At 68.2% G+C, this 26,678-nt stretch carries 19 protein-coding genes and 2 pseudogenes; 11 read left to right on the top strand and 10 right to left on the bottom strand.

Annotation, left to right across the window (positions count from 1 at the left end; all coding sequences use genetic code 11):
* Positions 1 to 98 precede the first annotated feature (98 nt).
* Both ACFWFI_RS01130 and ACFWFI_RS01125 read left to right on the top strand, forming a co-directional pair.
* Positions 99 to 539 (top strand): hypothetical protein, encoded by a 441-nt coding sequence (locus tag ACFWFI_RS01130; RefSeq protein WP_387384052.1) that lies wholly within the window; start codon positions 99 to 101, stop codon positions 537 to 539.
* Positions 540 to 589: 50 nt separating this feature from the next.
* Positions 590 to 751, top strand: coding sequence for a hypothetical protein (locus tag ACFWFI_RS01125; protein WP_387384050.1), 162 nt, complete (start codon positions 590 to 592; stop codon positions 749 to 751).
* 579 nt (positions 752 to 1,330) lie between these two features.
* Here the strand turns inward: ACFWFI_RS01125 and ACFWFI_RS01120 are convergent.
* The 3 genes from ACFWFI_RS01120 to ACFWFI_RS01110 form a co-directional block, all read right to left on the bottom strand.
* Positions 1,331 to 1,486: a hypothetical protein gene (locus ACFWFI_RS01120; protein ID WP_387384048.1), complete on the bottom strand. Its 156-nt coding sequence runs from the start codon at positions 1,484 to 1,486 to the stop codon at positions 1,331 to 1,333.
* Positions 1,487 to 1,916: 430 nt separating this feature from the next.
* Positions 1,917 to 6,029 (bottom strand): CHAT domain-containing protein, encoded by a 4,113-nt coding sequence (locus ACFWFI_RS01115; RefSeq protein WP_387384046.1) that lies wholly within the window; start codon positions 6,027 to 6,029, stop codon positions 1,917 to 1,919.
* Between the two features lie 55 nt (positions 6,030 to 6,084).
* On the bottom strand, positions 6,085 to 6,822 hold the full coding sequence (locus ACFWFI_RS01110; protein WP_387384044.1) for a hypothetical protein: 738 nt from the start codon (positions 6,820 to 6,822) through the stop codon (positions 6,085 to 6,087).
* A gap of 770 nt (positions 6,823 to 7,592) precedes the next feature.
* Here ACFWFI_RS01110 and ACFWFI_RS01105 point away from each other — a divergent pair.
* Entirely contained in the window at positions 7,593 to 8,021 is a 429-nt protein-coding gene (locus ACFWFI_RS01105) for a VOC family protein (RefSeq protein ID WP_387384042.1), read from the top strand.
* Between the two features lie 71 nt (positions 8,022 to 8,092).
* Here ACFWFI_RS01105 and ACFWFI_RS01100 read toward each other — a convergent pair.
* Positions 8,093 to 8,350, bottom strand: a pseudogene (locus ACFWFI_RS01100) (transposase family protein); the annotation flags it as partial.
* 697 nt (positions 8,351 to 9,047) lie between these two features.
* Here ACFWFI_RS01100 and ACFWFI_RS01095 point away from each other — a divergent pair.
* Positions 9,048 to 9,701 (top strand): DUF6357 family protein, encoded by a 654-nt coding sequence (locus ACFWFI_RS01095; RefSeq protein ID WP_387384040.1) that lies wholly within the window; start codon positions 9,048 to 9,050, stop codon positions 9,699 to 9,701.
* Between the two features lie 350 nt (positions 9,702 to 10,051).
* The gene (locus ACFWFI_RS01090) at positions 10,052 to 11,314 is read left to right on the top strand and encodes a DUF6357 family protein (RefSeq protein ID WP_387384038.1); all 1,263 of its coding nucleotides are present in this window, start codon (positions 10,052 to 10,054) and stop codon (positions 11,312 to 11,314) included.
* Between the two features lie 785 nt (positions 11,315 to 12,099).
* On the opposite strand, the pseudogene ACFWFI_RS01085 reads toward ACFWFI_RS01090, so the two are convergent.
* From ACFWFI_RS01085 to ACFWFI_RS01075, 3 genes and pseudogenes are all read right to left on the bottom strand, one after another.
* Positions 12,100 to 12,866: pseudogene (locus ACFWFI_RS01085) on the bottom strand (transposase family protein).
* Between the two features lie 315 nt (positions 12,867 to 13,181).
* The gene (locus ACFWFI_RS01080; protein ID WP_387384037.1) at positions 13,182 to 13,652 is read right to left on the bottom strand and encodes a hypothetical protein; all 471 of its coding nucleotides are present in this window, start codon (positions 13,650 to 13,652) and stop codon (positions 13,182 to 13,184) included.
* A gap of 61 nt (positions 13,653 to 13,713) precedes the next feature.
* On the bottom strand, positions 13,714 to 14,607 hold the full coding sequence (locus ACFWFI_RS01075; RefSeq protein ID WP_387384035.1) for a hypothetical protein: 894 nt from the start codon (positions 14,605 to 14,607) through the stop codon (positions 13,714 to 13,716).
* A 494-nt stretch (positions 14,608 to 15,101) separates the two neighbouring features.
* On the opposite strand from ACFWFI_RS01075, the gene ACFWFI_RS01070 reads away from it, so the two are divergent.
* A complete protein-coding gene (locus ACFWFI_RS01070; protein WP_387384034.1) occupies positions 15,102 to 15,296 on the top strand; it encodes a hypothetical protein in 195 nt (64 codons plus the stop codon).
* A gap of 210 nt (positions 15,297 to 15,506) precedes the next feature.
* Here ACFWFI_RS01070 and ACFWFI_RS01065 read toward each other — a convergent pair whose 3' ends face one another.
* Positions 15,507 to 15,929, bottom strand: a complete 423-nt coding sequence (locus tag ACFWFI_RS01065) for a secondary thiamine-phosphate synthase enzyme YjbQ (RefSeq protein ID WP_387384032.1) — start codon at positions 15,927 to 15,929, stop codon at positions 15,507 to 15,509.
* A 73-nt stretch (positions 15,930 to 16,002) separates the two neighbouring features.
* On the opposite strand from ACFWFI_RS01065, the gene ACFWFI_RS01060 reads away from it, so the two are divergent.
* Entirely contained in the window at positions 16,003 to 17,079 is a 1,077-nt protein-coding gene (locus tag ACFWFI_RS01060; RefSeq protein ID WP_387384150.1) for an NAD(P)-binding domain-containing protein, read from the top strand.
* Positions 17,080 to 17,219: 140 nt separating this feature from the next.
* On the opposite strand, the gene ACFWFI_RS01055 is transcribed toward ACFWFI_RS01060, so the two are convergent.
* Entirely contained in the window at positions 17,220 to 17,837 is a 618-nt protein-coding gene (locus ACFWFI_RS01055) for a hypothetical protein (RefSeq protein WP_387384030.1), read from the bottom strand.
* Positions 17,838 to 17,922: 85 nt separating this feature from the next.
* Entirely contained in the window at positions 17,923 to 19,728 is a 1,806-nt protein-coding gene (locus ACFWFI_RS01050) for an ABC transporter ATP-binding protein (RefSeq protein ID WP_387384028.1), read from the bottom strand.
* Positions 19,729 to 19,875: 147 nt separating this feature from the next.
* Between ACFWFI_RS01050 and ACFWFI_RS01045 the strand changes: the two genes are divergently transcribed.
* From ACFWFI_RS01045 to ACFWFI_RS01030, 4 genes are all read left to right on the top strand, one after another.
* Positions 19,876 to 20,322: a MarR family winged helix-turn-helix transcriptional regulator gene (locus ACFWFI_RS01045; RefSeq protein WP_387384027.1), complete on the top strand. Its 447-nt coding sequence runs from the start codon at positions 19,876 to 19,878 to the stop codon at positions 20,320 to 20,322.
* A 46-nt stretch (positions 20,323 to 20,368) separates the two neighbouring features.
* Complete coding sequence (locus ACFWFI_RS01040) at positions 20,369 to 23,311, top strand: FAD-binding and (Fe-S)-binding domain-containing protein (protein WP_387384025.1); 2,943 nt, start codon at positions 20,369 to 20,371, stop codon at positions 23,309 to 23,311.
* Between the two features lie 543 nt (positions 23,312 to 23,854).
* The gene (locus ACFWFI_RS01035; RefSeq protein ID WP_387384023.1) at positions 23,855 to 25,330 is read left to right on the top strand and encodes a Gfo/Idh/MocA family protein; all 1,476 of its coding nucleotides are present in this window, start codon (positions 23,855 to 23,857) and stop codon (positions 25,328 to 25,330) included.
* Between the two features lie 213 nt (positions 25,331 to 25,543).
* A partial coding sequence (locus tag ACFWFI_RS01030) for an ABC transporter transmembrane domain-containing protein (protein WP_387384021.1) occupies positions 25,544 to 26,678 on the top strand: 1,135 nt, incomplete at its 3' end.

Below are 26,678 nucleotides of genomic sequence, written 5' to 3'. Positions count from 1 at the left end.
AAGGGCTCAGGCCCCACGATGCCCGCCGCCACGCGTGGACAAGACCTTGCCGGGGCCCTGGTGGGCGGAGTGGCGGCGCGGCAGGCTAGTTTGCTCGGATGAGTCTCCTTGATGATGTGGCCGAGCGCGACGGCTGGCGATGCTGGGTGTGTGACGAAGCGGTCGATCCCGGCGAGTCGGTGAACGACCCGCGGGGGCCCAGCGTCGACAGCCGGACTGCCGACCGGAAGGCCAAGGTCGCCGAGCGGCTCGCGCACCGCGGATGCAACACCCGCAAGGGCGCGGTCAAGGTGGTCATCGCCTGGCCGGACCGCCTTTACGTGGTCGATCCCGCGCCGCTGATCACCGTTGCCGGAAGGCTGGAGCGCAAGGGGGGCCGCGAGATGGTGGGCCGTTGCCCGACTAAGCGGGACGCCCAAGAGGCGGCGGATTGGCTGGTGGACCGGTTCTCCCGACTGGTACCGGGGCTGCCGGTGACCGCCGACATCGAGCCGGGCGGCGGTCAGTTCCTCGTCATCCTGGCCACCGGCCGCCGCTGACCATCACCAGCGCACACTCGCGTCGAGCTGAACCGTCGTCCGCCGCAGCCATGGCTGAGGCCGAACCGGGGACACTGTGCGTGCTCCCCAAGGCCCGCGCCCCGTACGACACGGCGTCGGCATCGCCGTATCGCCAGCCGACACTTCCCGTCGGGGCGTTCGTGCAGCCGGCCGCAGTCAGCTACTTCCCCAGCTTCCCGCGCAACGGCTGATCCAGCCCTCACCGCGGTGCCTCAACCTGACAAGGTTCTGTCCGGCCGATCTTGGCTGTGGGAGGATGCCGTCCATGATTGATATTCGAAGGGCCCGTGCCGCGTAGAACGCCAGTTTCACTTCGGCCGCGGGAACGTGGCTGGAGGAGACCCTGGGTGCATTATCGCGATGTCCCTGGCCTCTCGGGGGCGGCGAATGCAGCTGTCCGCGTGCTCGAGCGGGGTCGACTGGCGCCGGGCATTGTGTCTGTCGCGCTGAGCGTGTGGTCGGTCCGCGTCCACGGCACCGAACGCCGGTGGAGGCGGTGGGAGGCGGAGTTCACCTGCCCGTGCTGCGGCGAGGGTTGGGCCCGGGACAAGCTGCAAGAGACTCTGGCCATGCTGCCGCCAAGGGCCGCCGCCGAACTGCGTTTGCAGGTGGAGCGCCTGGACGAGGTGCTACTTCGACGAACGCACCACGAGCCCATGGTAGATCCGGAGTTGGCATGGTGGCATCGCAGGTGCTGACCGTGCCCATGCCGTTCGCTGACTCGCTGGCCCTTGTATGACTGGTCGGGGGATCCGACGGAGGCGGATTGGCTATTCGAGGGCTGCTTGATCTGGGTGGAACTTGGCGACTTTGTCCGGCCGTTGTCCGGCTGCCCGGGGTACGGCCGTCGACGATCCCTGGGCGTTGTAGAAGCCCTGTTCACCACTTTCCCGGGCCCAGGTCTCGGCGTCGGCGGGGTCGACCATGCCGTGCTCTTCCGCTGCCCGCCGAGCTGCGCCGAGCTGCCTGGCCAGTCTGGACAACACGAGCGTCGGCAAGGCGGCGAGCGACCTGGCCTCACAGGGATTCGCGGCCTTCTCACGCTACCGGCAAGCCTTCTCGTCCGACTGCCCTGGCCGACTGCCGTTGCGCGGCCCTGACGGTTCGTTCACTTCGGGATGGCTGACGCAGCAGAGCGCGGGAGAGATTCCGTGGGCGGTCAGCGCGCTGGTGCCCGTCCGTGGCGACAGGCAGAGCCCTACCCGAGGAACGACAACCGCACCTGACGGTGCAATTCGAGATGTTGGTATCCACCACAGACCGTCAAGACAACCCGCTGGATAGCCGCCGAACACCCCGCAGGTTGACCCGGTCTTCGATCGAGTCGAAGAGGTCGTGGGTGCAAATACGGGTAGGTCAGCGATCCGTGGTGTACCAGGGTGCTGAGTCCTGCGGACCTGGCGTATGAGCGTCGAGTGCCCCGTAGACCGCGGACACGGTGTCCGCGGTGAGATGAGGAGTCTCCGGGAGACTCGTGTCCTGGAACCCCTCCTGCGTGTCTCCGATGAGCTCCTTCACCACCTCCGGCTGCCGGCCGTCCCAGCCGGACAGGGTCCTGGCGAGGAAAGCCGAACGCCCTGACGCTCCGAGGACGGCAACCAGCAGATGCTCCACGTTCACGACTGCGTGCCCTGCTGCGCGCGCGATGGCGGCGGCGCTCCGCAGGAGTTCGTACACGCTCTCATCCGGCGTTGCCCGCACCGCAGGCACAGGGTTTTTGGAGGCCCGTCTGGACACAGCGAACTCGTAGGGACGAAGAAGGAACAGTGCGATGAGGCGGCGGGCCGTGGGCAGCTCCTCCGCAAAGCCGTAGACGGCGAGCTCGACCACGAGATCGCTCCCTGTGAGGAGGTGGCGCCCAGCAGTTGCCGAGTCCTTGGCGGCGCTGTCCAGGAGCTCCAGCACACCGGCGTGGACATAACACCGTCGGCTCGGCGGTAGCCAGGTGCGCGCGCTCACGTTTCCGTAGGCTCCCATGGCCAGGTGTCCGCCCCAGTGCACCGGCGCCCCCTCCCGGCCGGTGGAGCGCCATCGTCCCAGCTGCTCGATCTGTACTTCTCGCAGTGCTTCACCGAGCTCGCGGCGTTCCAGCAGGGCAGTCACCAGGTAGCGGTCGATCACCTCGCCCCCGTCCTGCTCGCCGTCGGCCTCCTCGTCATCAGCCGCGTCGATGACGGGATAGCTGGTGACGACGAGGCGATCGGACCCGGCCCAAAGCATGGCCGGCGCCAGGACCAGCCACTCACCGGCCGACACGTTCCGGAGATCGGAGCTGTCGCAGGCGAGCAGGAGGACCTGGCGCGGCATGGAGTAGCGCTCCGGGTTCTCGATCAGCATGCGGGAAGTGAGGACTTGCGACGGGTTGCGCGGCGACGCGTCGTCGTTGCCGGGCCTGAGCCGGATCCCGCAGCTCAGTGCGTCACCGCTCTGTTCCGTGTGACAGGCGAAGACGGCGCTGGTCTCGGGGTCCAACGTCCGGAGCATCGCAGCGAACTCCTCCACGGAGAGATCGGAGCCCGGGGTGACGGTCTCCACTCCCGCAGGGACGAGGCTGAGCATGCGTCGGGCACCAAGTAGCTGCTCGTACTCCTCCACCCAGGGAAGGTCTCCTCCGGGATCGATCACCGCGAGCGCGAGCGGCGGGCTGCCCTGGGGCCGATCCCGGCCGGCCAGCGCGGCAAGGAGCCCGGCCGGGGGTACGAGGACGGCGGTGCACCGCTCGACGAGCCGGAGGTCTCCCCCCTCTCCGTCCGGTATGCCGATCGCCGGCCAGGGGATGTGGGCCAGCTCCCCCGCAGGCGCGATGGCGAGCCGGAGCGGCCCGTCCCCGGCGGCCAACTCGTGTGCCAGTTGCCGCGGGAGCAACCCGCCCAGCCGCCGCGCCAGAGAGGCCTCTGCCGCTGGCGGGCCGATCAGAAGAGGGCTGTCCAGGACTCGCTCCTCCCAGTCCTCCACCGATTCTCCGGGGTAGCGAGTCGGGAGGGCGTCCCTCAGATCGGAGAGTGCTCCCGCGAGTGGCTGCTCGTCCAGACGCAGTACGCCCCCGGACACCGGACCAGTGGGCGGGACCAACGACCAGAAGATGTTCTTCCCGCTCACCCAGGTGCTCCACCACCAGGCGCCGAAGCCGACCGCGATGCCCGCCATGTCCTCCAGAGCGTAGGCCGGGGGCCGTTGCTCCGGCCGGAACCAGTGGGCCGACTCCATCCGGGACACACCGCGCACGCGGATGAACGGTGATGTCGCACGTTCCGAATCGAAGGTGCTGCCGTTTTTCCCCGGGTCGAGCTGGAGCCGCGCCGACTCGATCAGTTCGGCCAGGGTGTCCCAGTCCTGCCCCGATGCCGCCTGCTCCATGGCCTTCTCCACCGTCAGCCCGAACACCCGCCACCACCTGTGCCGTTCTTCACTGCTGGGCAGCTCATGGCGGGTCGCGTTCAGTACAGCCAGTGTCTCGATCCGGCTGTCCAGCGCGGCCAGGCGGTGTTGAGGAGCCGTCGCGATTCGGTCGGCCACGGCGTTCAAGCAAGCCGCGGCCTCGATGGGCCGGTCCATCCGCAGCAGGTAACCGGCGGCGCCAGCAGTGCCGGCGTCCTGAACGGTGCCCGCATCGGCGCCGGACGGCTCCCGAAGATCAACCAGGCTCACCAGCGCGGCGCACCGGGCGGACTCCAGAGCGAGGGTACGGCCACTTCCCAGCAGGCCGAATTCGCGGAACAGCGAGTCCGGGGAGGCCCGTCGGACAAGGAAGACCGCCGCACCGGAGACGTACACGGCGAGTGTGAGCGCCGAGGGAAGCGCGGATTCGGCGGTCAGGCGCAGAAGGGCGGCAGTCTTCAGCAGGTTCCGGCGGGTCACCCGGCGGGGAACGGCCTGGGCTATGGACTCGGTGAGCCCGGGAAGTTGCCGAAGCAGGGAGAGACGTACGTGCGCGGTGAGTTCCTGCAGCTGCGCCCATCCTGTGGTGGGGCCGGAGGTCCGGCGGAACTCCGCCAGAGCATGCTCCGCCGCATCGGTATTCGCCAGGTCCAGTTCCGCGAGGCAGGTGATCAGGTGCGCTGTCCCTCCGAGCCCGGCTTGCGTCTCGCGCACTGCGCTCTTGGCTTCGCCCGGGTGACCGCACTCCAGCAATGCCCACCCGCGCAGCACCCGCGCGGCCGGGCCTTGCTCCGCGTCCCCGGCCGCTTCGAGTTCCCGCAGGGCCGCTGACGGACGCCCCGCCCGTAGCACCCGGCGGGCGCGGAGCAAGGCCCGGCCGCCGGAGGAGAACACCCCGCTCAGGGGCAGCCGGACGGGCGGCACAGGGGCCTGCGGAGGCCGACCGCACCAGGCGTCGGCCGCGCGCGCCACCGCACCCCCGGCAAGGGAGAGGGCGAGCAGAGGGATACTTCCCCCGGCCACGAGAACCATCACCGCGACAAGAGCGGCCGGCACGGTCAGCGACCGAGCCGTGAACGCGGCCACCAAGGCGTACAGCGGCCAGCCCGAGCCGTTCATGTAGGCGACAACAGCGGCTGGGGCGACTGCCAGCAGCAGTACCAAGCCCTCTCGCCTGAGCCGGCAGCGCACCGCGTAACCGTCGACGACCGACAGCAGTGCGGCAGTGTGCTTCCCCGTCCCCCGCAACTCTGGTCCTCGCATCCGCAGTTGACGCGCGGACTTGGCCTCACCGAGATGAGCGATCAGCGGAAGCACCATATACAGCGCGGTAATCAAGGCGCCCTGGCTCTCCAGCCCTGAGACCGTGGCGAGCGCCGCGAGGCAGCCGAGCCACGGCCAGCGCAGGGACAGTGAGCCTATGGACACGTCATCGGCCAGGTGCAACGGTTCTTTCCTGCTGTCCTGGGAAGACAGCACTGCGGCGAACGCCACCGCCCAGGCGATCCAGCCGTCGTCCCCGCGCAGAGCCAGCGACAGAAGCATGCCCACCGTGACTCCGCGCGCCATACGCTGCGCGACGGTAGCTGCCCCGTGCCACCGTTTGCCTTCGGGCGTCGTGCCCCAGATGATCCGGCCTGTCGGTCGGCCGTCGTCCGATGCCTTCAGGCCGCCCTCCAGGCGTAGGAGGTGCTGATTCGAGATTTCCTCAGCATTCTCCAGGTGGCCCAGGCCGAATGCCTCGGCCACCACGTCGACACCTGAGTCCTCGGTGTGCTGTCCAGGCCGTGTGGTGGCCACGAGGGCGACGGCGATCAGGCCCACTCCGACGTGCTCGAACTCGTAGCGACGGGCAGCGGTGCTCGCCACGTCGAGCACGTGAGCGAGGTCGTAGGGCGAGTACGTCTGGTTTGCCAGGCGCAGGGCGCCCAACTGGTTGTCGGAGAGGCCGATACGCGCCCGGGTCCATTCCGTGGTGGCGACCCTGTCGAGCGCCGCTATGACCCGTTCCCTTTCAGGAATCCGCACGGGCATGGTGTCAATCACCGCCAGCAGGCGACGGGCGTCCTCGTCCATGGGCGGTCTGACCATGTGCGCTCCTGGTGTGCGACAGCAAGCGGAAGAAGGAGAGGAGCTTCAACCGTGATCAGAGCGGAGCGACCGGATCGTGGGCGAACTCGTCCCATGACACCGGCACCAAGGTCCGCGGCTTGGACGGCTCGGCCCCGGGACCCCGGACCCGGAGCTTGCGTCGGCCGCCCGGTCGCCTGCGGTGGACGGAGAGACCGAACAGAGGAGTCAGGCCCCCTTCCGGAACGAACACTTCGGCTGCAAGGCCGGAGCTGAGCGAGGTACCGAACCCGGCAGCGACGCCCCCGAGCGGCAGAGACATCGGAACCAGCTCGGCAGATGCCTGGAACTCCACCCGTGTACCGGCTCTGCTCGACACCAGGATGACCGCAGGGCCAGACCGGACGAGCTCAGTGACGACGACGAATTCCCGTCGCCAGACCCCTGCCTCGCGCAGGTCATCGATCTTCTGCTCCAGTGACAAGACGTCGTTGATCGTGTCAGTGGCACACCGCGCAGCCCGCAAGAACGTGGCGTGCGCGCTATGAAAGGTCACGGTGACGTTGAGCAGCGGTTCGACCCCCGGCATCACCGCCGGCAGAGCAACCTCGCCGCTGACTGCCACGTCCACCTGGCCCGCAGAGGAATAGGCGTAGATGCCGTCTGTTCCGGGGCCTGCCGTTTCGAACCCGACACCCAGCTCGGCGAGCGACGTCATCCGATGGAATCGGTGCCCCCGCACGACGCCCACATCTCCCAGCGACACAGCGCTGTTGGGCATCCACACGGCGAAATAACCGAACTTCTGGTACATCTCCCGCGTATACCGCTCATGCACCGAACCAGACACTATTCCCCCGCCCGCCGAAGCTGCTGACGCGAACCGTAGCGTTGCCGGCCACCCTCCGCGCCCCTTTTGGCACAATCTCGGCCGCGCACTGCGGGAGCCGCCCCCGGGACTCGGAAGCCCCGCGCTGCACGGATCGCCTTCCGAAGCGAAGAGGTGCCACGCTCGCCCGGACCGCGGGGGCCATCCTGCCCACGGGCTGCATGAAGTCACTTGCAGCCGAAGCGGGCGACGAACCGCTCAGCGTCACTGTGGCCAGGCGAACCGACTGCCGCGCCTTCGACTTCGAGCGTGCTGATGAACGGGCGGCCATGGGGCACCTGCTGGGGCGGATCGTGGGCCGTGGTCAGGAGATCAGAATGCGGGTCTCAGCTCCTCTCGCACAGCAGTGCAGCGTGGCGGGTACTGGGCGGACGCTGTGTCGGCACGGCGAACGGCGTCCTGGTAGGGGTGGCGGGGCGTGCCGCCGGTGAAGCGCTGGTTGCGCGGAGCAGGTCAGGGGCTTCGCCCGGAATTGCGGCAGTCCGGATGTGTCCACGTGATCAAGCTGCGTGGAGAACAGTCGTGATCCCCCATGACCATGGCTTCGGTTGTTCAGGACCCGACTCACACTGCTTTCAACTGCCTAAGGACTGTCCCGTAACTGATCTTTGGTATGAGGGCGGTCGGGATGGAGTCCTGGGCCCCACCGGTGGGCTACGACGCCAGGGTCGCGTCGCTCTCGGTAGGGTGCGCCAATGGCAGCGATCAAGAAGTTCCAAGTCACCTTTGACTGCGCAGAACCTGAGCGTCTCGCTCGCTTCTGGTGCGAGGTGTTGGGGTACGTCATACCACCGCCGCCTGAAGGGTTTGCCACTTGGGACCATTACAAGCGTTCGCAGGCACCTGAGCAGCAGGATGCATGGTTCGCCTGCATAGATCCCTCAGGTGTGGGTCCGCGGCTGTTCTTCCAGCGCGTTCCTGAGGGGAAGGCCGTCAAGAACCGTGTGCATCTTGATGTGCGGGTCGGCACCGGTCTCGTGGGTAAGGAGCGTCTCGCCGCACTTGAGGCCGAATGCGCGCGGCTGGTCCCTCTCGGTGCGGTTCACGTGCAGACGCTGTATGACGGCAATGATGCGTGCATCCCGATGCTTGACATCGAGGGCAACGACTTCTGTATCGACTGAGCATTCTCCGATCCGGGAAAGCGGGGAGCCGCCTCCCTTGTGCCTCTTCGGCCTCGTACAGGGCGGGTGTCCCCCCTGATGGCGAGGTTGTGCAACCGGGCGATGCCGAGCACGGCGGTGTGAACGCCGTCGCCCTTCAGGCGGCAGTCGCGAAGGATCTTCCAGGTTCATCCGGACAAAGGTGTGCTCGACGCGGCACGGACCTGCTTGTGCGAGCGGTTGTGCTGCTGCTTCCGGTCGGGAAGTTTTTCGCCGGCTCGGCGGCGGTGCGGCATCAGGAGTCCTGTGCCCGGATAGCCGCCGTCGGCGATCGTCGTGGCCTTGCCAATTGGAAGACCGTGTATTGCTTGTCGCGGCGCCGAAGCAGGCGGGCTCAGCCCGGTGACCGGGGATATCCAGGACGGCTGCGACGCCGTGATCACCAAGCCGTTCCGCGGACTGGCCGACTGTCGCCAGACGCACCCGGCCACGCACGAGACAGCGGATCAGCGGCAAGGTGCTTCATGACGCGGCGCCCACCCCTGCGCCCTCTCGCGCGGTGGTGGGGTACCGATGCGCGACGTCACCTGCATTGCTGGACAGCGGGTCCCCACCGGCACCTGTGCGGACCTCAGGCGCCAGCGGGTCGCGGTGGCCGGAACGGGGCCGCAGGACACCGGCGTTCGGGGCAACAGCCTCGGCGGCCCCGAACAGGCCGTTGCCAGCAGATTGCACGGCCAGCAGCTCGGGCTCGGCGGCCTGCACGGAGGCACCGCCCCAGGCGGCAAACGGCGCCCCGCCGTGTGTCGGCCGGCCTTCCGGTAGCGCTCGGGGCTTACGGGAAGGCGGGAAAGTCGGCGGCTTCGCCCTGCCCGGGAGTAGTCGAAGTCGGGCGTGAGCGTGCCGAACAGGCTACCGGCGCGCGAGCCTGTGGCTCCGGTGGCCGCCCGCTCCACTGACAATGTGTCGTCGATGAACGGCAGGTCCATCTGCCTGCTCCGATGCGACTACGCTGGTGGAGCTATCACACTTGAAGGAAGGACACAAATGGCTCGCCCTTACAACCCCGGACCGAAACAGTTCGTCTTCGCTGTCGGTGATGGCAACGACCAGCAGGTCTCCGTAAGCGACCCTCAGGAAGCGTACGTAGCATTCTCCGCGTTCTTCCGGAATCGAGACTCTGATACCTACACGATCGAAGACGAACCGGCGAGCCAAAGCTTGGTGCTCATGCCTGGTCAAGGTGTGATCGCCCGGATCGAGATGACGGATCAGCCTCGGTCGGAATACCTCCAGGTCGATAGGGCCAATCGCTACCTGCCGAGCACAATGCTGTTTTTCGAGAACGGATATGCCGGCCTCGACTACTTCGGCCAGTGGTTCTCGGACCTCGCGGACCTCGACGCGTCACCGGAGACTCGCGGTGCTACCCGCGCCGCCACGATCACGACCGAAGCTGCGGCAATCGAAGAAGTCGCTCGAATCTGGGCAGCTTCGGGCACCGTAGACCCGAGCAACCAGTGCTACGTCTTCTTCGACTCGCATGATGTCGGCGATGACCGAGCCGAACGAGCCGAACTGCTCAAGTTGATCGAATTCCTCGGTATCGAACGAGTCGACGCCCCGGCCGAGGCCGCCGATGGCGAAGTCTGGGTGCGCACCGACATGCGCCTCGACGTCGAGTTCGAACGGTGGTCGTGAACTGATGGTTCGGGATAGGGCTGCAGCATCGCCGTGATGCTCGCCGTGGGACCCAGGCCAGCCGTGTCCAGCCGGTGCCGTTCCGGAGATGACTCGCCTACCTGTCGACCGGTGACTGCTGCATTCCTCCAGTGGTGCGTAGTCAGCGGTTCCCATCCGGTCGCATCCTGTCGAGATCGGTGCCGGATCGAAGTTGCCCTGTACCGGAACTCGGTGGAGTTCAGGTTCGACGTCTGGCTCGACCCTGACGGGCCTGCTCGCTCCGCGCGGCGTGGGTGTACACGAAAGCGGCCGGTCAGATCGATGCGGGCGGGACTCGCTGGTCTCTCCTGATGGGGAAGACTGAGTCCATGAGAGACATAGTTTTCACGCGCAGAAGCGGCTGGATCCCGAACGTGATCCGCGAGGCCGGTGAACTGAAGCTGATGCTCGGTGCCGGGGCCGACGCCAACCATGCGCCTCGCACATTCACGTTCTCGATCGAGGAAGCCCATCTTGCGGTGATCCGGGAGAACCTGGCCAGACACCTGCTGCTGTGGAGTGCGGTCCTTCCGCTGTGCGACGCCGCCGGAACCCGGGGCCGGATCGATGAGGACGCTGCCGTCGCGCTCCTGGACCCGATCCTCCTCTCCGCGCCCGCGGACGTCGACGCGCTCTTCCGACGCATTCCGTGGGACAGGGCTCGGCTCATCGCCCATGGCGCTGACATCGATCTGCTCGAGCGTGGCCAGGTCTGCGCGGCGATGCGCGCGGCGACGGAGACGTCCAACGGGAAACGAGCTCAGGAGTACCACGCGAACCGCCGTCGCGCCGAGCGCGGAACGGTACTCGGTCCACTCGACACCGCGATACTGATGTACACGGGCCAGTACCTGCACGGGGCGACGGTTCCGAGGCGGATGCCCGATGCCGTCGACCCCGCGGTGCTGCCGGAGGTCATGCGTGTGATCGCCACCGCGGAGCAGGCGTGCGCCGGGACGCGGATCGGCCGTGATCCGCGACGGGGAAAGCGCGGCACGAGCAAGCGCGACTGGGATCGGATGGCGACGACGGTCGACGCGGCCGTGCGCAGTGCACACCCCGAGCTCGTCGATGACGCGGTGCGTACCGTGAGCTTCCTGATGTGCTCGGAGGCCGCGGCCCGCTCCAGGAGCACGCCCATGGAGGATGACGAGGAGGCGGCCGGCCACCGCGCCGACCTCGGCGGAAGTGCGAGGAAGACGGTCCTGTCGTTCACCGACGACAAAGGCGTCGAGAAGAAGTGGATCCAGGACAGTCCCCGCACTGCCGCCGCGGAGTTCTGGGAGTTCGTCGGCGATCACTCTGCCGCGGACAACGAAGTGTTCACCATCGAGGACGAGGAGATGGGCGAAGGGATCCAGCTCCACTTCTACGCGGACTCCATCGCCCGGATCACGACGGTGCACGAGGGTGAAGGCGAGTCGGATCCGGAGTACCGGGTCGAGTACAGCCTGGTCGACGGGATCAGCGGGTACCGGAACCTGGTGAGCGCCTTCGTCCGCGGCGGCTGCGCCTCACTCGAACAGCACGGCTCTTGGATGGCGGACAACGCTGAGTTCGAGCGCGCGCGCCGGCAGCGCGACGCCAAGTAGCCCGCCGATGCCTGCCCTCACCAGCGCTACCCGCCGCTGGGAACCCAAACGGATCCGGCTCCGACTGTTCACCGCCGCCGCCCGACTCGTAAACACCGGGCGCCGCCGCTAGCGTGATGCGCAAATGAAGCTCAGCCGCACCTGCCGGTCGTGATTCGAGATGCTGGTGTCCACCAACCTCCGTTAAGACAACCAGTTGGTACCGAGCCACCCCGGGGATCGACCATCGGTTGACTGGGCCGAACAGGCCCGGAAGGCAAAGGCCAGCACTGCGGACAGTCCCCTCCTCGAAGATAGCCGCCTCTGGTTGCTGGCCATCTTGACGAGCTGGGGCCAACAGTTACGCCGTCTCAGGCAGGTGACGCCGTGCCGGGGATCGCCGCGGACGCGGGGCGACGAATCCTTGTAGCCCCCCCGCTTCTTCAAGAGCAGAGCATCCCCGCCCCTGCAGGGTCGACGTCACCCCTCTGGCGCTTCGCGCCGGGCGCTCCACGATGTGCACTCCAGTTCGGGCATGCGCGATGGTCATCTCATAACATGCTGCTTGATCTTGCTTGGGATTGGGCTAGTGCGAACGAGGAAGACCGCAAGCACAACGGCATCATCTTCGTCCGACGCGGTGACGGTGCTCCGGTCCGGGTTGTACACGACGGCGGCTACGAGGTCAGGCGCATGGAGGACGAGCGGGTGGCCGAGCTCTCGCTGCACACACGAGAGGGACCGGTCACCGTGTGCCGCTACGGATACGAACGCGAGGGGAACGTCGATGCGGTCATTGAGCATTTTCAGCGCTGCCGCTCCAGGGTGAGGACGGCGGAGGCGATTGACGTGAGGCGGTTCGGGCTGCGGCAGGGCCGGCGGAAGATCTGCAGGACTTCAGTCTCGCGACGCTTCGTTCGACGGGTGCCCGCGCTGTCGACAGGGCTCGACTGACCGTCCGCAGAGTGGGCGCGAGTTCCCCGAGGGCCGTCTGAGCAGAGTGGTCACCCAGGGGCCGACTCCGATGTAGGCGCGGTCGGCGAGGACGGGAATGCCCTGGCGTTCGCAGATCCGGATGATGCGGTGAGGTCGTGGGTGCGGCCGGGCAACGCGGGTGAAATCCAAAGCAGCTTGCCGGCGGGATCGGTCACGAGCTGCATGCTCACCCCGTGGGGGGCGATGCTTCTGGGAGAAGTCGGCCCGTCTGTCACCTACGCGGTCGCACTCGGCGAGCGTGCCGTCGAGCAAGACGTACTCGGGATCGGTCTCCCGCAGAATCCGCAGCAGTCCTGGTGCCCGACTGGACAGGTGGTCGACGACGGCGGTGGCATAGGCGTGGGCGGTGCCGACGGATATGCCGAAGTCCGCAACGACCTGTGTGAGGGTGTCGTGCCGGTGGAGGTAGACCAGGCCGACGAGGGCCCGCCGGTGAGGCTGGGGGTTTGCAGCGGCGGTCACCCTCACGGGTCACGATTAGCTTGGTTACCCACTCGACCAGGGCGTGAGGCAGGCCGAGTGCGGCAGGTGTGAAACCAACGAGGCTTCTGCACTGCTGAGTTGAGGCGTCGAACACCTCTCTCAACGGCACGGAAGCCTCGTGCGTTGCGGACCCAAGCCCGTCACCCGCCCCGAGGCCGCTCTGAAAACGTTCCGTGAAACCTCCATATGCTCCTCGCACCCACGGGGGATGGTCCCGCGGCCCAGGCTTCTGGGCGATGCGGTGCACGGCGGCAATGGCCGGGTAGGAGGCCAGGCGGGCGCGGTCCTCCTGACCTTGCGAGTGGAAGCACACGATCATGATGTGCCGCGCCCGTCCGGGCTCACCCGGCCACGCCCGCCTACTGACCAGGCGGCACGACTGTGCCGAAGGGCGTGGTGGCAGGGAGGGTCACACTGCGAGGGCCGAGCATGCAGTCCTGTCGACCCACCGGTGCGAACCTATGGAGTTGTTGACGGAGCCGAAGCCTCTTTCTTCGAGCCAGTAGTCGTCGGTGAGATTACTGGCGAATCCCTCAGCACGGGTGAGGCAGATGTGGAAATTGCTGTCGGCTCCCGACCCCGGGTAGAACTTCACCTCCGAGTAGTTCCCTTTGTTGATGACAGAGCTGGCCACGTTGGCGTCACTGCTCTGGAAGCTGCCGGAGCTGTCGCCCCAGTTCAGGTCGTTTCCTTTAGCCAGGCCGAGAAGACCGTCACAGTTGATCGCTGAGTAGGCGGACATGTAACCGCTGACCATGTTCTCGTAGTTGTCCCAGCAGGTTCCGGGGGTCGAGGCGGAGGCGCTGGGGCCGAAGCCGAGGATCGCGACCCCGGTCAGGGCCGCCACGGCGGCAGCCGAACCAAACTTGTGCATGTACATGCCAATCTCCTCTGTAGCAGGTGTCTGCTGTCCGGCAGTCGGATGCCTGCCGGAGTCATGGTCAGGACAGGACGTCCTGGGCTTGCCGCAGAGCGTGCAGGCGCATCTTCCGGTAGGCGTCCCACTGTTCGCTGTACGGCTTCAGAGTCCTGGCCCGGTACTCGCTCTCCAGGTCACGGAGCACCTTGCCCAGGGAGGACTCCACGGCACAGGTCGCCTCGGTGACGGCGAGTTTCCTGTCGAAGGCATCGGCTTCGGCATCCGGCATCTTCTCGACGGCCGCCGCCCTCTTCTGCCGGAGGTCATCGGGGCTGTCGAAGGGCCGTCCGGCTCTCGTCATGCAGTCGGCCCACTGACGGAGCGCTTTCGTGAAGCGTTCGTCCTCCTTGAGGGCCTGGGCGTAGAGGGGGAGGGCGCTCTCCACGGTCCGGCGCGCGGTGTACCAGATCTCGGCATCGCCGTAGAGTTCGGCGCGTGCTTCGTTGGTGCATCCCCCGCGCGGGGTTTCCACCGTGCCAAGTTTTCCGGGGAGTTTGACTGTCATCCTGTCCCTGTAGTTGCCGTCGAGAGCCCGGGTGTAACTGACACGCCCTTCCTTGGGAAGTTTGTTCTGGTATGTGATGACCCGGTGGGAGGTTCGGATCTTTTCGCCAAGTCTTTCGAACTCTCGACCGTATCCGTACGCCTTGGCCCACCGCACGGACTCGATGACGTAAGTGCCCGACTTTCGCTCGTCAATGCCGGGCACCGGGAATTCCCAGTAGGGGAACCCCTCATTCGTCATGCACGCCTTGATGAGCTTCTGCTCGGCCCGCTCGATCTCGACGACTTCCTCGTTGGTCAGATCCCGCGTCCTGGAGCCGGAGATGCCCTCCCATGGTCGCGGTTCATCAGCGCAACCTGCGAGCAGGAAGAGAACCGTGAGCGTGAGCGTGGCCGAATACTTCCGCCTCACCGATGTTCACCTTTCCGCGTTCTGGCCAGAGGCCCGACTCTGCCGTGAACTGATCAGAACGACATGATTAACAGACGGCAACGGCACACCGAACCTGTCGGAAGTGTCGCCTTTGACTCCGCGCTCCGTGATCACAGTGAGCCCCTTCCATCCTCGGTCTGCGCTGGGGTGACGCAGGTAAAGGATGGCCTGGACAAGGCTCGTGATGCGGGTGTGTGACTCCCCCTTCTCTGGCCTCGCCCATGGACCTTAGGCTCATCGCGGGCATCGAACCTTGTCATCCGTGCAGGGAACTTTGTCAGTAGTGCACCGCCTCAAGGTCACGCCGCATCCGGCGAGGGCGCTGCGCGGGGCCCGGCGAAGCCGTTGCACAGCGAGATCAAATCCCGTCAGACTGATATCGGGAAGCGTCCGTGTCGAGGGGGACTTGTGGGGGAACGGGCCGAGGTACTGCCAGGCCGACTCTGTGGCCGACGCAGACGAAGGTCTGCCTGATGAGCCCGGTCCTGGACACCGCGTTCATACCGCCGCGGGACCGGGAGGAGGTGGTCCGCAACGCGGTGTGGAAATCCATGGTGGCGGTCGATATCGACCACGGTCCTGCGGCTGAGGACATCTCCGAAGCCCGTGTCGAGGAGCTCAATCTGTTGGACCGAGGGAAACAGGTCGAACAAACCCCCAGGACATGAAACCGCAGGTCAGGCACCCTTCGCCACGGGCTCCAGAATCGCCACACACTTACGTGCGAGGTCATCAGGAGCAGGTGGACGACGCGGAAGGGACTCCCTTGCGCCCGAGGTGGAGCGAAGCTCAGTGACCTGCGGACCGGCGGGCAGCCGTGCGCACCACTCAGTTGGCGCGGCCGGACTTCCCCTCTACAGTCCCACCGAAGCGACTGCCTAGCCGACGAAGCTCAGCCGCACCTGACGGTCCGCATTGTCGACGTTCGTGTCGACCAGACAGACCGACTGCCACGTCCCCAGCTCCAGCCTCCCCCCGATCACGGGCAAGGTGGCATGCGGCGGTACGAGTGCCGGGAGTACGTGGTCGCGGCCGTGGCCAGGGCTCCCGTGGCGGTGGTGCCAGCGGTCGTCGGCGGGGAGCAGGGTCTGCAGGGCGTTGAGGAGGTCGTCGTCGCTGCCGGCCCCGGTCTCCAGGATCGCGATCCCGGCGGTGGCATGAGGTACGAAGACGTTGAGCAGGCCGTCCCTGCCGTGAGCGGTGCGGGCGAGGAACTGCGCACAGTCCTCGGTCAGGTCCATGACCGTTTCGGTCCGTCCCGTGGTGACGCTCAGCAGGTGTGTGGCAAAGGTGTCGGACATGGACCCATTCTCTCGTCGTCGGGGCGGGTCGCGCCCCGGGAAGATCCGGGGCAGGGCCAGGGTTGGTAGAAGCGTGAACAACTTCGGGACACGTGAGCTGGACGTGGTCGTCATCGGCGCCGGGCAGGCCGGGCTGTCCGCCGCATACCACCTGCGGCGCTCCGGCCTCGGGCCCGACCGGGAATTCGTCGTGCTGGACCATGCGCCCCGGCCCGGCGGCGCCTGGCAGTTCCGCTGGCCCTCACTGACGTACGGCAAGGTGCACGGAATGCACGCCCTGCCCGGCATGGAGCTGACGGGCGCCGATGACAGCAGCCCCTCGTCCCAGGTGATCGGCGCCTATTTCGACGCGTACGAGCGCCGCTTCGGTCTCCGTGTGCACCGTCCCGTCGAGGTGAGTGCCGTGCGCGAGGGCGAAGGTGGCCGGCTGTTCGTCGAGAGCTCCGAAGGCACGTACGCCACGCGTGCTCTGATCAACGCCACCGGCACCTGGGACCGGCCGTTCTGGCCGCGTTACCCGGGGCAGGAGACCTTCCGCGGGCGGCAGTTGCACACCGCGAACTATCCGGGGCCCGCGGAGTTCACCGGCCTGCGGGTGGTCGTGGTCGGCGGCGGAGCGTCGGGCACCCAGCATCTGATGGAGATCGCCGAGGTGGCGGCGGAGACGTACTGGGTGACGCGGCGTCCACCGGTCTTCCGGGAGGGGCCGTTCGGCGAGGAGCAGGGCCGGGCCGCGGTGGCCATGGTGGAGGAACGCGTACGCCTCGGGCTCCCTCCGCAGAGCGTGGTGAGCGTGACCGGTCTGCCGCTCAACGACGCCGTCCGGCGCGCGCGGGAGCAGGGTGTCCTCGACCGGCTCCCCATGTTCGAACGAGTCACCCCGGAGGGGGTCGCCTGGCCCGACGGCCGCACGGTCGAGGCCGATGTGATCCTCTGGGCGACCGGCTTCCGGGCCGCCGTAGATCATCTGGCACCGCTGAAACTCCGCGAGCCGGGCGGCGGAATCCGCGTCGAGGACACCAGGGCCGTGCGGGACGCGCGCGTCCACCTCGTCGGCTACGGCCCATCCGCCAGCACGATCGGCGCCAACCGGGCAGGCAGGGCGGCGGTCCGTTCGGTCACCCGACTGCTGGACAGCGTGCCGGCCTGACCGGACCTCGACGATCGAGGCCGAAACCCCCACTTCGTGGGTTGGCTCGTCCGACCCTCCCTGCACAACGGCGCCGCCGCTCCCCGTCCCACGGGAGTGGCAGCGCTGCTGTGTTTCCATGCCTCAGACCCGGGAATCCCTCACACTGGGCCGGTGAACGGGGGCAGAGCCGCGAAGCCCGGATCCACGGTCACCGCCTCGGTGAGCGCGTCGAGCGTACGGCGCACCCGGCTGAGCGGGTGGTCGGGGAACCTCTCGTCCCAGCGGGCATGGTCCGCCGCATGGAAGGGAAGGCCGCCCTGCGCATCGGGAGCGTAGGGATGCGGCCGGAAGTACGCGTCGGGGCCGACTTCGGACATGACGAGGGCTTCCCGCATCCCGGTCATCCCGCGCTCCGGCGCCTGGATCTTCACCACGGTGCTGCACCCCTGGCGGGGCACCGTGAAGCTACCGATGAACACCTGCCCGCTGGGCTGCTGGGGCAGTGGCAGCTTGAGTATCTGCCGCAGTGCGGGCAGTTCACCCAGCCGCTTCACCGACGCTTCGATGAGTCCGCCGCCCGCCTGTGCCGTCCAATGAGTGAGAGTGGTCCGCAGCGCGGGGCCGTCGTCCAGACCGGCCGGAAGGTCCGGGGGCAGGGCGAAGTAGTGCACAGACAGCACGTCGCCGTCTTCGTTCATCCAGGCGTCGCCCTGGGCGCCGCCGTCCGTCTCCAGGGGCCGGTATCCGGGGAGTTCCACCCCGAGCAGTGCTCTCATGGGTGGCGATCATGCCGCACCCCCGGCCGGCATCGCAGCCCTGCCTGCCCCACAGCGCAGAGGGCACCGCAGCCGGGCCGGTGCCTCAGGTGGCGGCCGGGGCCGGATGGGAGTCGCGGCGGATCAGTGCGGCATAACGTCCGTCCTGCGCGAGCAGTTCCTCGTGGGTGCCGCGCTCAGCCGCAAGGCCGTCGTCCAGGACGACGATCTGGTCCGCGTCCCGGACGGTGGAGAGCCGGTGCGCGATGGTGAGGGTGGTGCGGCCCTTCGAGAGGGCGTCGATGGCTTGCTGCACGGCATGTTCCGTACGGGTGTCGAGGGCGCTGGTCGCTTCGTCGAGGATCAGCACGGGCGGGTCCCGGAGAATCGTGCGGGCGATCGCCAGTCGCTGTTTCTCGCCGCCCGAGAAGCGGTATCCGCGTTCGCCGACGAGGGTGTCGTAGCCGTCGGGCAGCCCGGCGATGTGGTCGTGGATCTGCGCGGTGCGGGTCGCGGCCTCGATCTCCTCGTCGGTGGCGTCCGGTTTGGCGAAGCGGAGGTTCTCGGCGACCGAGGCGTGGAAGAGGTAGGTCTCCTGGGAGACCACGCCTACGGCCCGGGCGAGGGTGTCGAAGTCGAGGTCACGCACATCGACCCCGTCGATCGTGACCCGGCCCCCGGTGACGTCGTAGAGCCGCGGAAGCAGGTAGCTGAGCGTGGACTTGCCCGATCCCGTGGGACCGACGACGGCCAGGCTGTTCCCGGCGGGCACGGTCACATCGATGCCGCTCAGGGTCGGGCCGCTCTTCTCGTCGTAGCTGAAGGTGACGTTCTCGAAGGCGACCTCACCGCGGATCTTCTCCAGCCGGACGGGCTTCTCGGGCTCGGTGATGTCCACCTCGAGGTCGAGGTACTCGAAGATGCGCGCGAACAGGGCGAGGGACGTCTGCATCTGCACACCGGTGGAGAGCAGGCTCACGGCGGGCCGGAACAAGCCCTGCTGGAGCGAGACGAAGGCGACCAGCGTACCGATGGAGACGGCCGTGACACCCGACTGGAGGGTGAGGCCCGCTGCCCAGTAGATGACGGCGGGCATGGCGGCCATCACGATCCCGATGGTCGACATCCTCCAGCGCCCCGCCATGTTGGAGCGCACCTCGAGGTCGACCAGTCGCTCCGACTCCTCGGAGAAGGCTTTGGTGAGGGAGTCCGACCGGCCCATGGTGCGGCCGAGCAGGATGCCGCTGACCGAGAGCGATTCGGTGACCGTGGCCGCCATCGCGGCCATCTGCTTCTGGCGCTGGGTGGTGATCTTCTTGCGCTCCCGGCCGACGCGACGGCTGATCCAGACGAAGACCGGCAGCAGGAGCAGCGAGACGACGGTGAGCCGCCAGTCCAGCGCGAGCATGGCGACCACGGTGGCGATGACGGCGGTGAGGTTGGAGACCAGGGAGGTCGCGGTGGAGGTGACCGTCGCCTGCATTCCGCCGATGTCGTTGGCGATGCGGGACTGGACCTCGCCCGTGCGGGTCCGGGTGAAGAAGGCGAGGGGCATCCGCTGCAGCTGGGTGTAGACCGCGGTGCGCAGGTCGTGCATGACGCGCTGGCCGACCGTCGTGGAGATCAGGGTCTGCAGGACGCCGAAGACGCTGTTCATCACGGCGGTGAGGATCATGCCGAGTGCGAGCAGCGTGAGCAGCCCGGTGCGCCCCTGGGGGATCGCGGTGTCCAGGATCTCGCGGAGCAGGAACGGGGAGGCGACCGACACCAGCGAGGAGGCGCCGACCAGCAGCCCCACCACGGTGAGCCTGCCGCGGTAGGGACGGAAGAGCCGGAAGATGCGACGCAGCTCGGCGGGCGGCTGCCCGGCATCTGCGGCTGGAGGTGTCCAGGCGGGTTCGTCGGGTTTCATGGGCTCCTTCGAGAGCGTGCGGCGGAGTGTGCTCGGGTCTCCGGCAGCTGAGGAAGATCCCGAGAGCTGACGGACGAGCGGACTTTTGAGAGCCTAGCTCACTGTTACCTCTATACACAATGAACCAGGTCCTGATATTGTTCCCCCATGGACTCCCCCGACTCCGACGGCATGCTCGCCGAGCAGCTGCTGCGGCTCACGCGCCGCCTCCAGCGCATCCAGAGCCGGCAGCTGGAGCCGATCGGCATCACCCCGGCCCAGTTCCGCCTGTTGCGCACGACCGCGCACTACGACGGCCCGCCCCGGATGGCCGATCTCGCCGAGCGGCTCGACGTCGTCCCACGAGCGGTGACCACCCTGGTCGACGGCCTGGAGGCGAGTGGCAGGGTGCGGCGGGCCCCGGATCCGGCCAACCGCCGGGTGGTCCGTATCGAGATCACAGAGGAGGGCCGGGCGGTGCTCCGTTCGATGCGCGACGCGCGGAAGGCCGCCGCGGAGGACATCCTGGCTCCATTGACCGCCGAACAGCGTGAGGTGCTCGGCGGTCTGCTCACCGCTCTGGTCGACGGGATGCCGGAGCGCCGCCGCTGCTGAGGCATGCGGTGCGACCACCGCACCGCGCCGTCGAGGGGACCCTGACATGCCGCTGCTGGAGCCGAAGCCGGAAGCCCTGCGTCCTGGTACGGCACGCGCGCCGTCCCCCGATCGGGTGCCCGGCTGGAAGGCATCAGGAACCCCGGCGGAGCTGCGGGCCGGCCTGACCGCTCTGCTCGGTCCGGAGAAGGTGCTGTGGCAGGTCTCCGACCTGGTGCGGTACGCCTCCGACGCGAGCCCCTACCGCTTCCTGCCACAGGTCGTGCTGGTCCCCGAGGACCTCGACGACGTCTCGGCGATCCTCTCCTACGCGCACGGCAACGGCCGCGATGTCGTCTTCCGGGCCGCTGGCACCAGCCTCAACGGCCAGGCTCAGGGCGAGGACATCCTCGTCGACGTACGCCGGCACTGGACGGGCGTCGAGGTCCTGGACGGCGGCGCGCGGGCCAGGATCCGGCCCGGGACCACCGTCATGCGGGCCAATGCCGCTCTCGCCCGGCACGGACGGGTCCTGGGCCCCGATCCCGCCAGCGCCATCGCCTGCACCGTCGGTGGCGTCGTGGCGAACAACGCCTCGGGCATGACCGCGGGAACCACGAGGAATTCGTACCGTACGGTCTCCTCGCTGACCTTCGTCCTGCCGAGCGGCACCGTGGTCGACACGGGCGAAGCGGAAGCCGATGAGCTGCTCCGGCATGCGGAACCTCGCCTGTGCGACGAATTGCTGGCTCTCAAGGCGGAGATCGAGGCCGACGATCGGCTCACCGCCCGGATCCGTGCCAAGTACGAGATCAAGAACACCAACGGCTACCGCCTCGACGCGTTCCTCGACGGATCGACACCCGTGGAGATCCTGCGTGGCCTGATGGTCGGCTCCGAGGGCACCTTCGGATTCATCTCCGAGGTCGTCTTCGACACCCTGCCGCTGGACCGTCACGTCTCCTCCGCACTGCTGTTCTTCCCCTCGCTCACGGCGGCAGCGGCGGCGGTGCCGCGGTTCAACGAGGCGGGAGCGATGGCCGTGGAGCTGATGGACGGCAACACCCTGCGCGCGTCGGTCCGGGTCGAAGGCGTCCCCTCCGACTGGGCGGGGCTCCCGCAGGCGACGACGGCGCTCCTGGTGGAATTCCGCGCCCCGGACGAAAGCGCGCTGGCGGCCTGCGAGCGGGCCGCGGCCTCGGTCGTCGCGGATCTCGATCTGGTGGCTCCGGCGGTCTCCGTCACCAATGAGTTCACCCGGGACGCCGCCACCGTCTCCGGGTACTGGAAGGCGCGCAAGGCGTTCGTCACCGCCGTCGGCGGCTCCCGCCCCTCGGGCACGACGCTGATCACCGAGGACTTCGCCGTCCCGCCGTCCCGGCTCTCGGAGGCCTGCGAGGCGCTGCTCGCCCTCCAGGCCGTCCATGGGTTCGACGCCGCGGTCGCGGGTCACGCGGCGCACGGGAATCTGCATTTCCTGCTGGCCTTCGACGCCGCGAAACCGGCCGACGTCGACCGGTACGCCGCCTTCATGGAGGAGTTCTGCACGCTCGTCGTCGACCGTTTCGACGGATCGCTGAAGGCGGAGCACGCCACCGGCCGCAACATCGCCCCCTTCCTGGAGCGGGAATGGGGCCCCACCGCGACCGATCTCATGTGGCGGACGAAGCGGGCCATCGACCCCGCCGGGGTCCTGGCACCCCGGATCGTCCTCGACCGGGATCCGGCGGCACATCTGCGGGGGCTCAAGACCATCCCCAAGGTCGAGCCGGTCGCCGACCCCTGCATCGAATGCGGGTTCTGCGAGCCCACCTGCCCCAGCGAGGACCTCACCACCACGCCGCGTCAAAGGATCGTGCTGCGCCGGGAGATGATGCGGCAGCCGGACGGCTCCCCGGTGGAGGCGGGCTTGCTGGATGCCTATGGATACGACGCCGTGGACACCTGCGCGGGGGACTCCACGTGCAAGCTCGCGTGTCCGGTCGGCATCGACACCGGCGCGATGATGAAGGACTTCCGTCATCATCGGCACTCCGCGCGCGAGGAGCGGGTCGCGGCTCTGACCGCACAGCACTTCAAGGTCGTCGAGGCCTCGGCGCGGATCGCCCTCGGCCTGGCCGACGTCGTCACCCGACACGCCGGCGACCGGCTGCTCGAGGCCGTGACACGGCTCGCCCGCAAGGCCGTAAATCCGGATCTGCTACCGGAATGGCTGCCCGAGATCCCTGGCGCCGCCCCCCGCACTCTGCCGCTCACCTCGCGGGTCGGAGCGAGTGCCGTCTACTACCCGGCCTGTGTGAACCGCATCTTCGCCGGCCCCGGGGACGCGGGGGCGCTGTCGCTCGCCGAGTCCGTCGTCTCCCTGTCCGCGCGGGCCGCCAGGCCCGTATGGATCCCCGAGGACGTCGCCGGGACCTGCTGCGCGACGATCTGGCACTCCAAGGGGTACGACGTCGCCAACGCGGTCATGGCCAACCGCATCGTGGAGGCCGCGTGGGGCTGGACCGGTGGCGGCTCGCTGCCGCTGGTCGTCGACGCGTCGTCGTGCACGCTGGGCCTGGCCCACGAGGTGGTTCCGTATCTCACGGAGGACAACCGGGCGTTGCACCAGGAGCTGACCGTCGTCGACTCGCTCGTCTGGGCCGCCGACGAGTTGCTCCCCCATCTGACGGTGTTCCGCCGGGCAGGGTCCGCCGTCCTGCATCCCACCTGCTCGATGGAGCATCTGGGCGATGTCCCACACCTGCGCGCGCTGGCCGAGGCATGCGCCGAGGAGGTCGTCGTGCCGGACGACCTGGGCTGCTGCGGGTTCGCGGGCGACCGCGGCATGCTGCACAAGGAGCTCACCGACTCGGCGACCGCCAAGGAGGCGGCGGAGGTCAACACCCGGGAGTACGACGCCTATCTGTCGGCGAACCGGACGTGCGAGATCGGGATGGACCGGGCGACCGGCCACAGCTACCACTCGGCGCTCATCGAGCTGGAGCGGGCGACCCGTCCGGTGCTCTGACGCGAGGTCAGCGCCCGTCCGCCGAGCGGGAAGGGGCCGGCACCGTGCGCCGAGCCGGGCGCTGAGCTCCCTTCCGCCGATCAGGGAGCAGCAGCCCGACGCTGAGCCCGGGCACTTCCCGGCAGCCGGCCCGACCCACCCTGCCTGCCTGCCTGCCCCGGCAGACCGCTGACCGCTGACCGCTCACCGCTCACCGCTCACCGCTCACCGCTCACCGCTGACCGCTGACCGCTGACCGCTGACCGCTGAAACTCCTGCACGCCACCCCCGTGCAGCGCCGCATACGGCCCCGCGCGGGCATGCGTCACCTTTCCTCTTCCCCGCGCACCGCGCGTGAGTCCCGCACGGCCCGGGCGTCGTCGCAGAGCTGCCGGAAGTCCATGGTTCGGAAGTCCATGGTTTAAACGCAGGAGTCCAATCGCTTCCCTTGCGTAAGAACAGCCTCACCGTCCAAGGTCCTAACCGAGGTTCGGGGACCCGCCGTGTCCACGCGGGCTCCGGGATCGGTACGCGCACCGTCAAATCCCCCTCTCTGGAGGCTCGATGAATGACGACGCACCACAGGACCAGAACCCTCAGGACCAGAACCCCCAGGGCCAGGACCCGCGGTCCACGGACGACGGCTCGCTGAGCCGTCGTTCCGTCCTTCGCACCACAGCCGGGGCGGTGGGAGTCGCGAGCACCGGGCTCGGACTCGGAACGCTCGGTGCCGGCTCGGCATCAGCTGCGGAGCATGCCCCGGTCACCGACCCCATGTCCGTACCGGCCCGCAAGGGCGCCACCATGGCCGGGGTCCGCTTCGACCGGCGTTCGACCGTGCGCGTCGGAATCGTGGGCCTCGGTAACCGCGGCGGCAGCATGATCGACCTCTTCCTCGCCGTCGACGGGGTGCGGGTCGTCGCCGTCTGCGACCCGGTGAAGGAAAAGGCCGGGCAGGCCGCCGCGAAGGTGACGGCCGCGGGTCAGCCGGCACCCGCCGTGTACACGAACGGGGAGGACGACTACGAGAATCTCTGCGCACGCGGAGACATCGACTTCGTCTACGTGGCGACGCCCTGGGACTTCCACTTCGAGATGGCGAAGACGGCCATGCTCAACGGCAAGCACGTCGGTGTCGAGTGCCCGATCGCCCTGCAGCTGGACCAGCTCTGGGAACTGGTCGACCTCTCCGAGCGGACCCGGCGCCACTGTATGCAGTTGGAGAACTGCTGTTACGGGCGCAACGAGATGCGGGTGCTGCGGATGGCGCACGCCGGTCTCTTCGGCGATCTGCTGCACGGGGCGGGCGCCTACAACCACGACCTGCGCGGCCTGATGTTCGACCCGGACTACTACGAGGGCCCCTGGCGACGGCTGTGGCACACCCGGCTGCGAGGTGATCTGTACCCCAACCACGGCTTCGGTCCGGTCGCCAACTACATGGACGTCAACCGCGGCGATCGCGCGGTCAGCATCACGAGTGTCGGCTCTCCGTCGCTCGGTCTCGCCGCCTACCGCAAGGAGCACATGCCGGCCGGCGACCCGAGCTGGAAGGAGACCTACATCGAGAGCGACCGGACGATCAGTCTCGTCCAGACCGCCAAGGGCCGGGTCATCCGCCTGGAACACGACGTGTCGACGCCGCACCCCTACTCGCGGATCAACAGCCTCGGCGGCACGAAAGGAGTGTTCGAGGACTACCCCGAGCGGATCTACCTCGAACCGGACCACTCGAACGACGAGTGGGCCGACTTCGGCGCGTACGCCGACTGGGACCACTGGCTGTGGAAGGAGCACTCCGACCCGCCCGGTGGCCACGGCGGGATGGACTACATGATGGTGTTCCGGCTGATGCAGTGCATACGTCTCGGGCTCGCCCCCGACTTCGACGTGTACGACGCCGCCACCTGGACCGCGCCCGTGCCGCTGAGCCACCTGTCGATCAAGGCCAAGGGCGCGCCGCAGCAGATCCCCGACTTCACCCGGGGCGAGTGGAAGAAGGCCCGTTCCGGCATGGACTCCGCCAAGCCCACCGAGTAGGCGGCCGACGCCCCGTCACCCCGGTCGGTGGCGGGGCTCCTCCTCGAAGAGCGGAATCCGGGAAGAGCGGAACCCTGAAAGAGCGGAACCGGCCGTCACGCCGGAATAATCGGTTGCCCCGGACGGGGGCAGGAAGCGAACCTTGCACGGTTTGGTCCCCCCACTGTTCCACGAGATCCGACACGGATCTCCGCTTCCGATCCTTGGGACGTCATGCAGATTCGCGATCTTCCGTACTCGGATCCCGGCGATCCCGATGTACGGTCCGGCCCCCGTTTCCTGTTCTGGCTCGGACGATGTCAGCTCACCGGCCAGCTCAAGTCCCTTTCCTGGGGGCTGCTCCACCACTGTGCGATCGCGGGCCTCCCGCTCGCCGTCGGACTGGCGGTGCAGGCCGTCATCGACCGTTCCGGCCGGGACCTCGCGGTGTCCGGCGTCCTCCTCGTCGTCCTCGGCATCCTCATCTCCGTGGGCGACACCATGCTCCACCGGACGGCGGTCACCAACTGGATCACCGCTGCGGCCCGGGTGCAGCAGCTGCTCGCGCGCAGGACGGCCGAGCTGGGCTCGGCACTGACCCGGAGGGTGGCGGCCGGTGAAGTGGTCTCCGTAAGTACCGGCGATGTCGAGAAGATCGGCTGGTTCGTCGAGGCGCTGTCACGCTTCGCGGCCGCCGCGACCGCGCTCGTACTGATCTGTGTGGGGCTGGTCTTCTACCTGCCCTCACTGGGTGTGCTGGTCGCGATCGCCACCCCTGTCCTGGCACTGGCCGTCCTGCCGCTGCTCCCCCGGGCCACCCGAAGGGCGGATCTCCAGCGCGAGAAGGCGGGCCGGGCCACCGAGCTGGCCTCCGACACCGTCGCCGGACTGCGGGTGCTGCGCGGCATCGGCGGAGAGGAGTTGTTCCTCGGACGCTACCGGCGCGCGTCCCAGGAGGTCCGCGAGGCCGCCGTGCGCAGCGCCCGGATGTGGGCGCTCATCTCGGCGATCCAGGTGTTCCTGCCGGGAGTCCTGCTGATCTCCCTGGTCTGGTACGGCGCGACACTGGCCCGGGACGGCCGGATCGACGTCGGTCAGCTGGTCACCGTGTACAGCGCGGCGACCCTGATGCTGTTTCCGCTGCGCAACGTGGAGGAGATCGCCATGGCCTACTCCTTCTCGCGGCCGTCGGCGCAGCGCGCGGTGCGGGTGCTCTCCCTGCGCCGCAGTACCCGCCCTCCGACGGCGGAGGCCGAGCTGCCCCGGGGTGATCTGTACGACCCGGTGACCGGACTGATGGCGTCGCAGGGCCTGTTCACCGCCGTGGTCTGCGGCGACCCCGACGAAGCCGGGCGGCTGGCGGAACGGC

The sequence above is a fragment of the Streptomyces sp. NPDC060209 genome, from assembly GCF_042728155.1.
In the GTDB taxonomy this organism is placed as follows: domain Bacteria; phylum Actinomycetota; class Actinomycetes; order Streptomycetales; family Streptomycetaceae; genus Streptomyces.
Note: the sequence above shows the minus strand (reverse complement) of the source record. Positions and strands in the feature narration are given on the sequence as shown.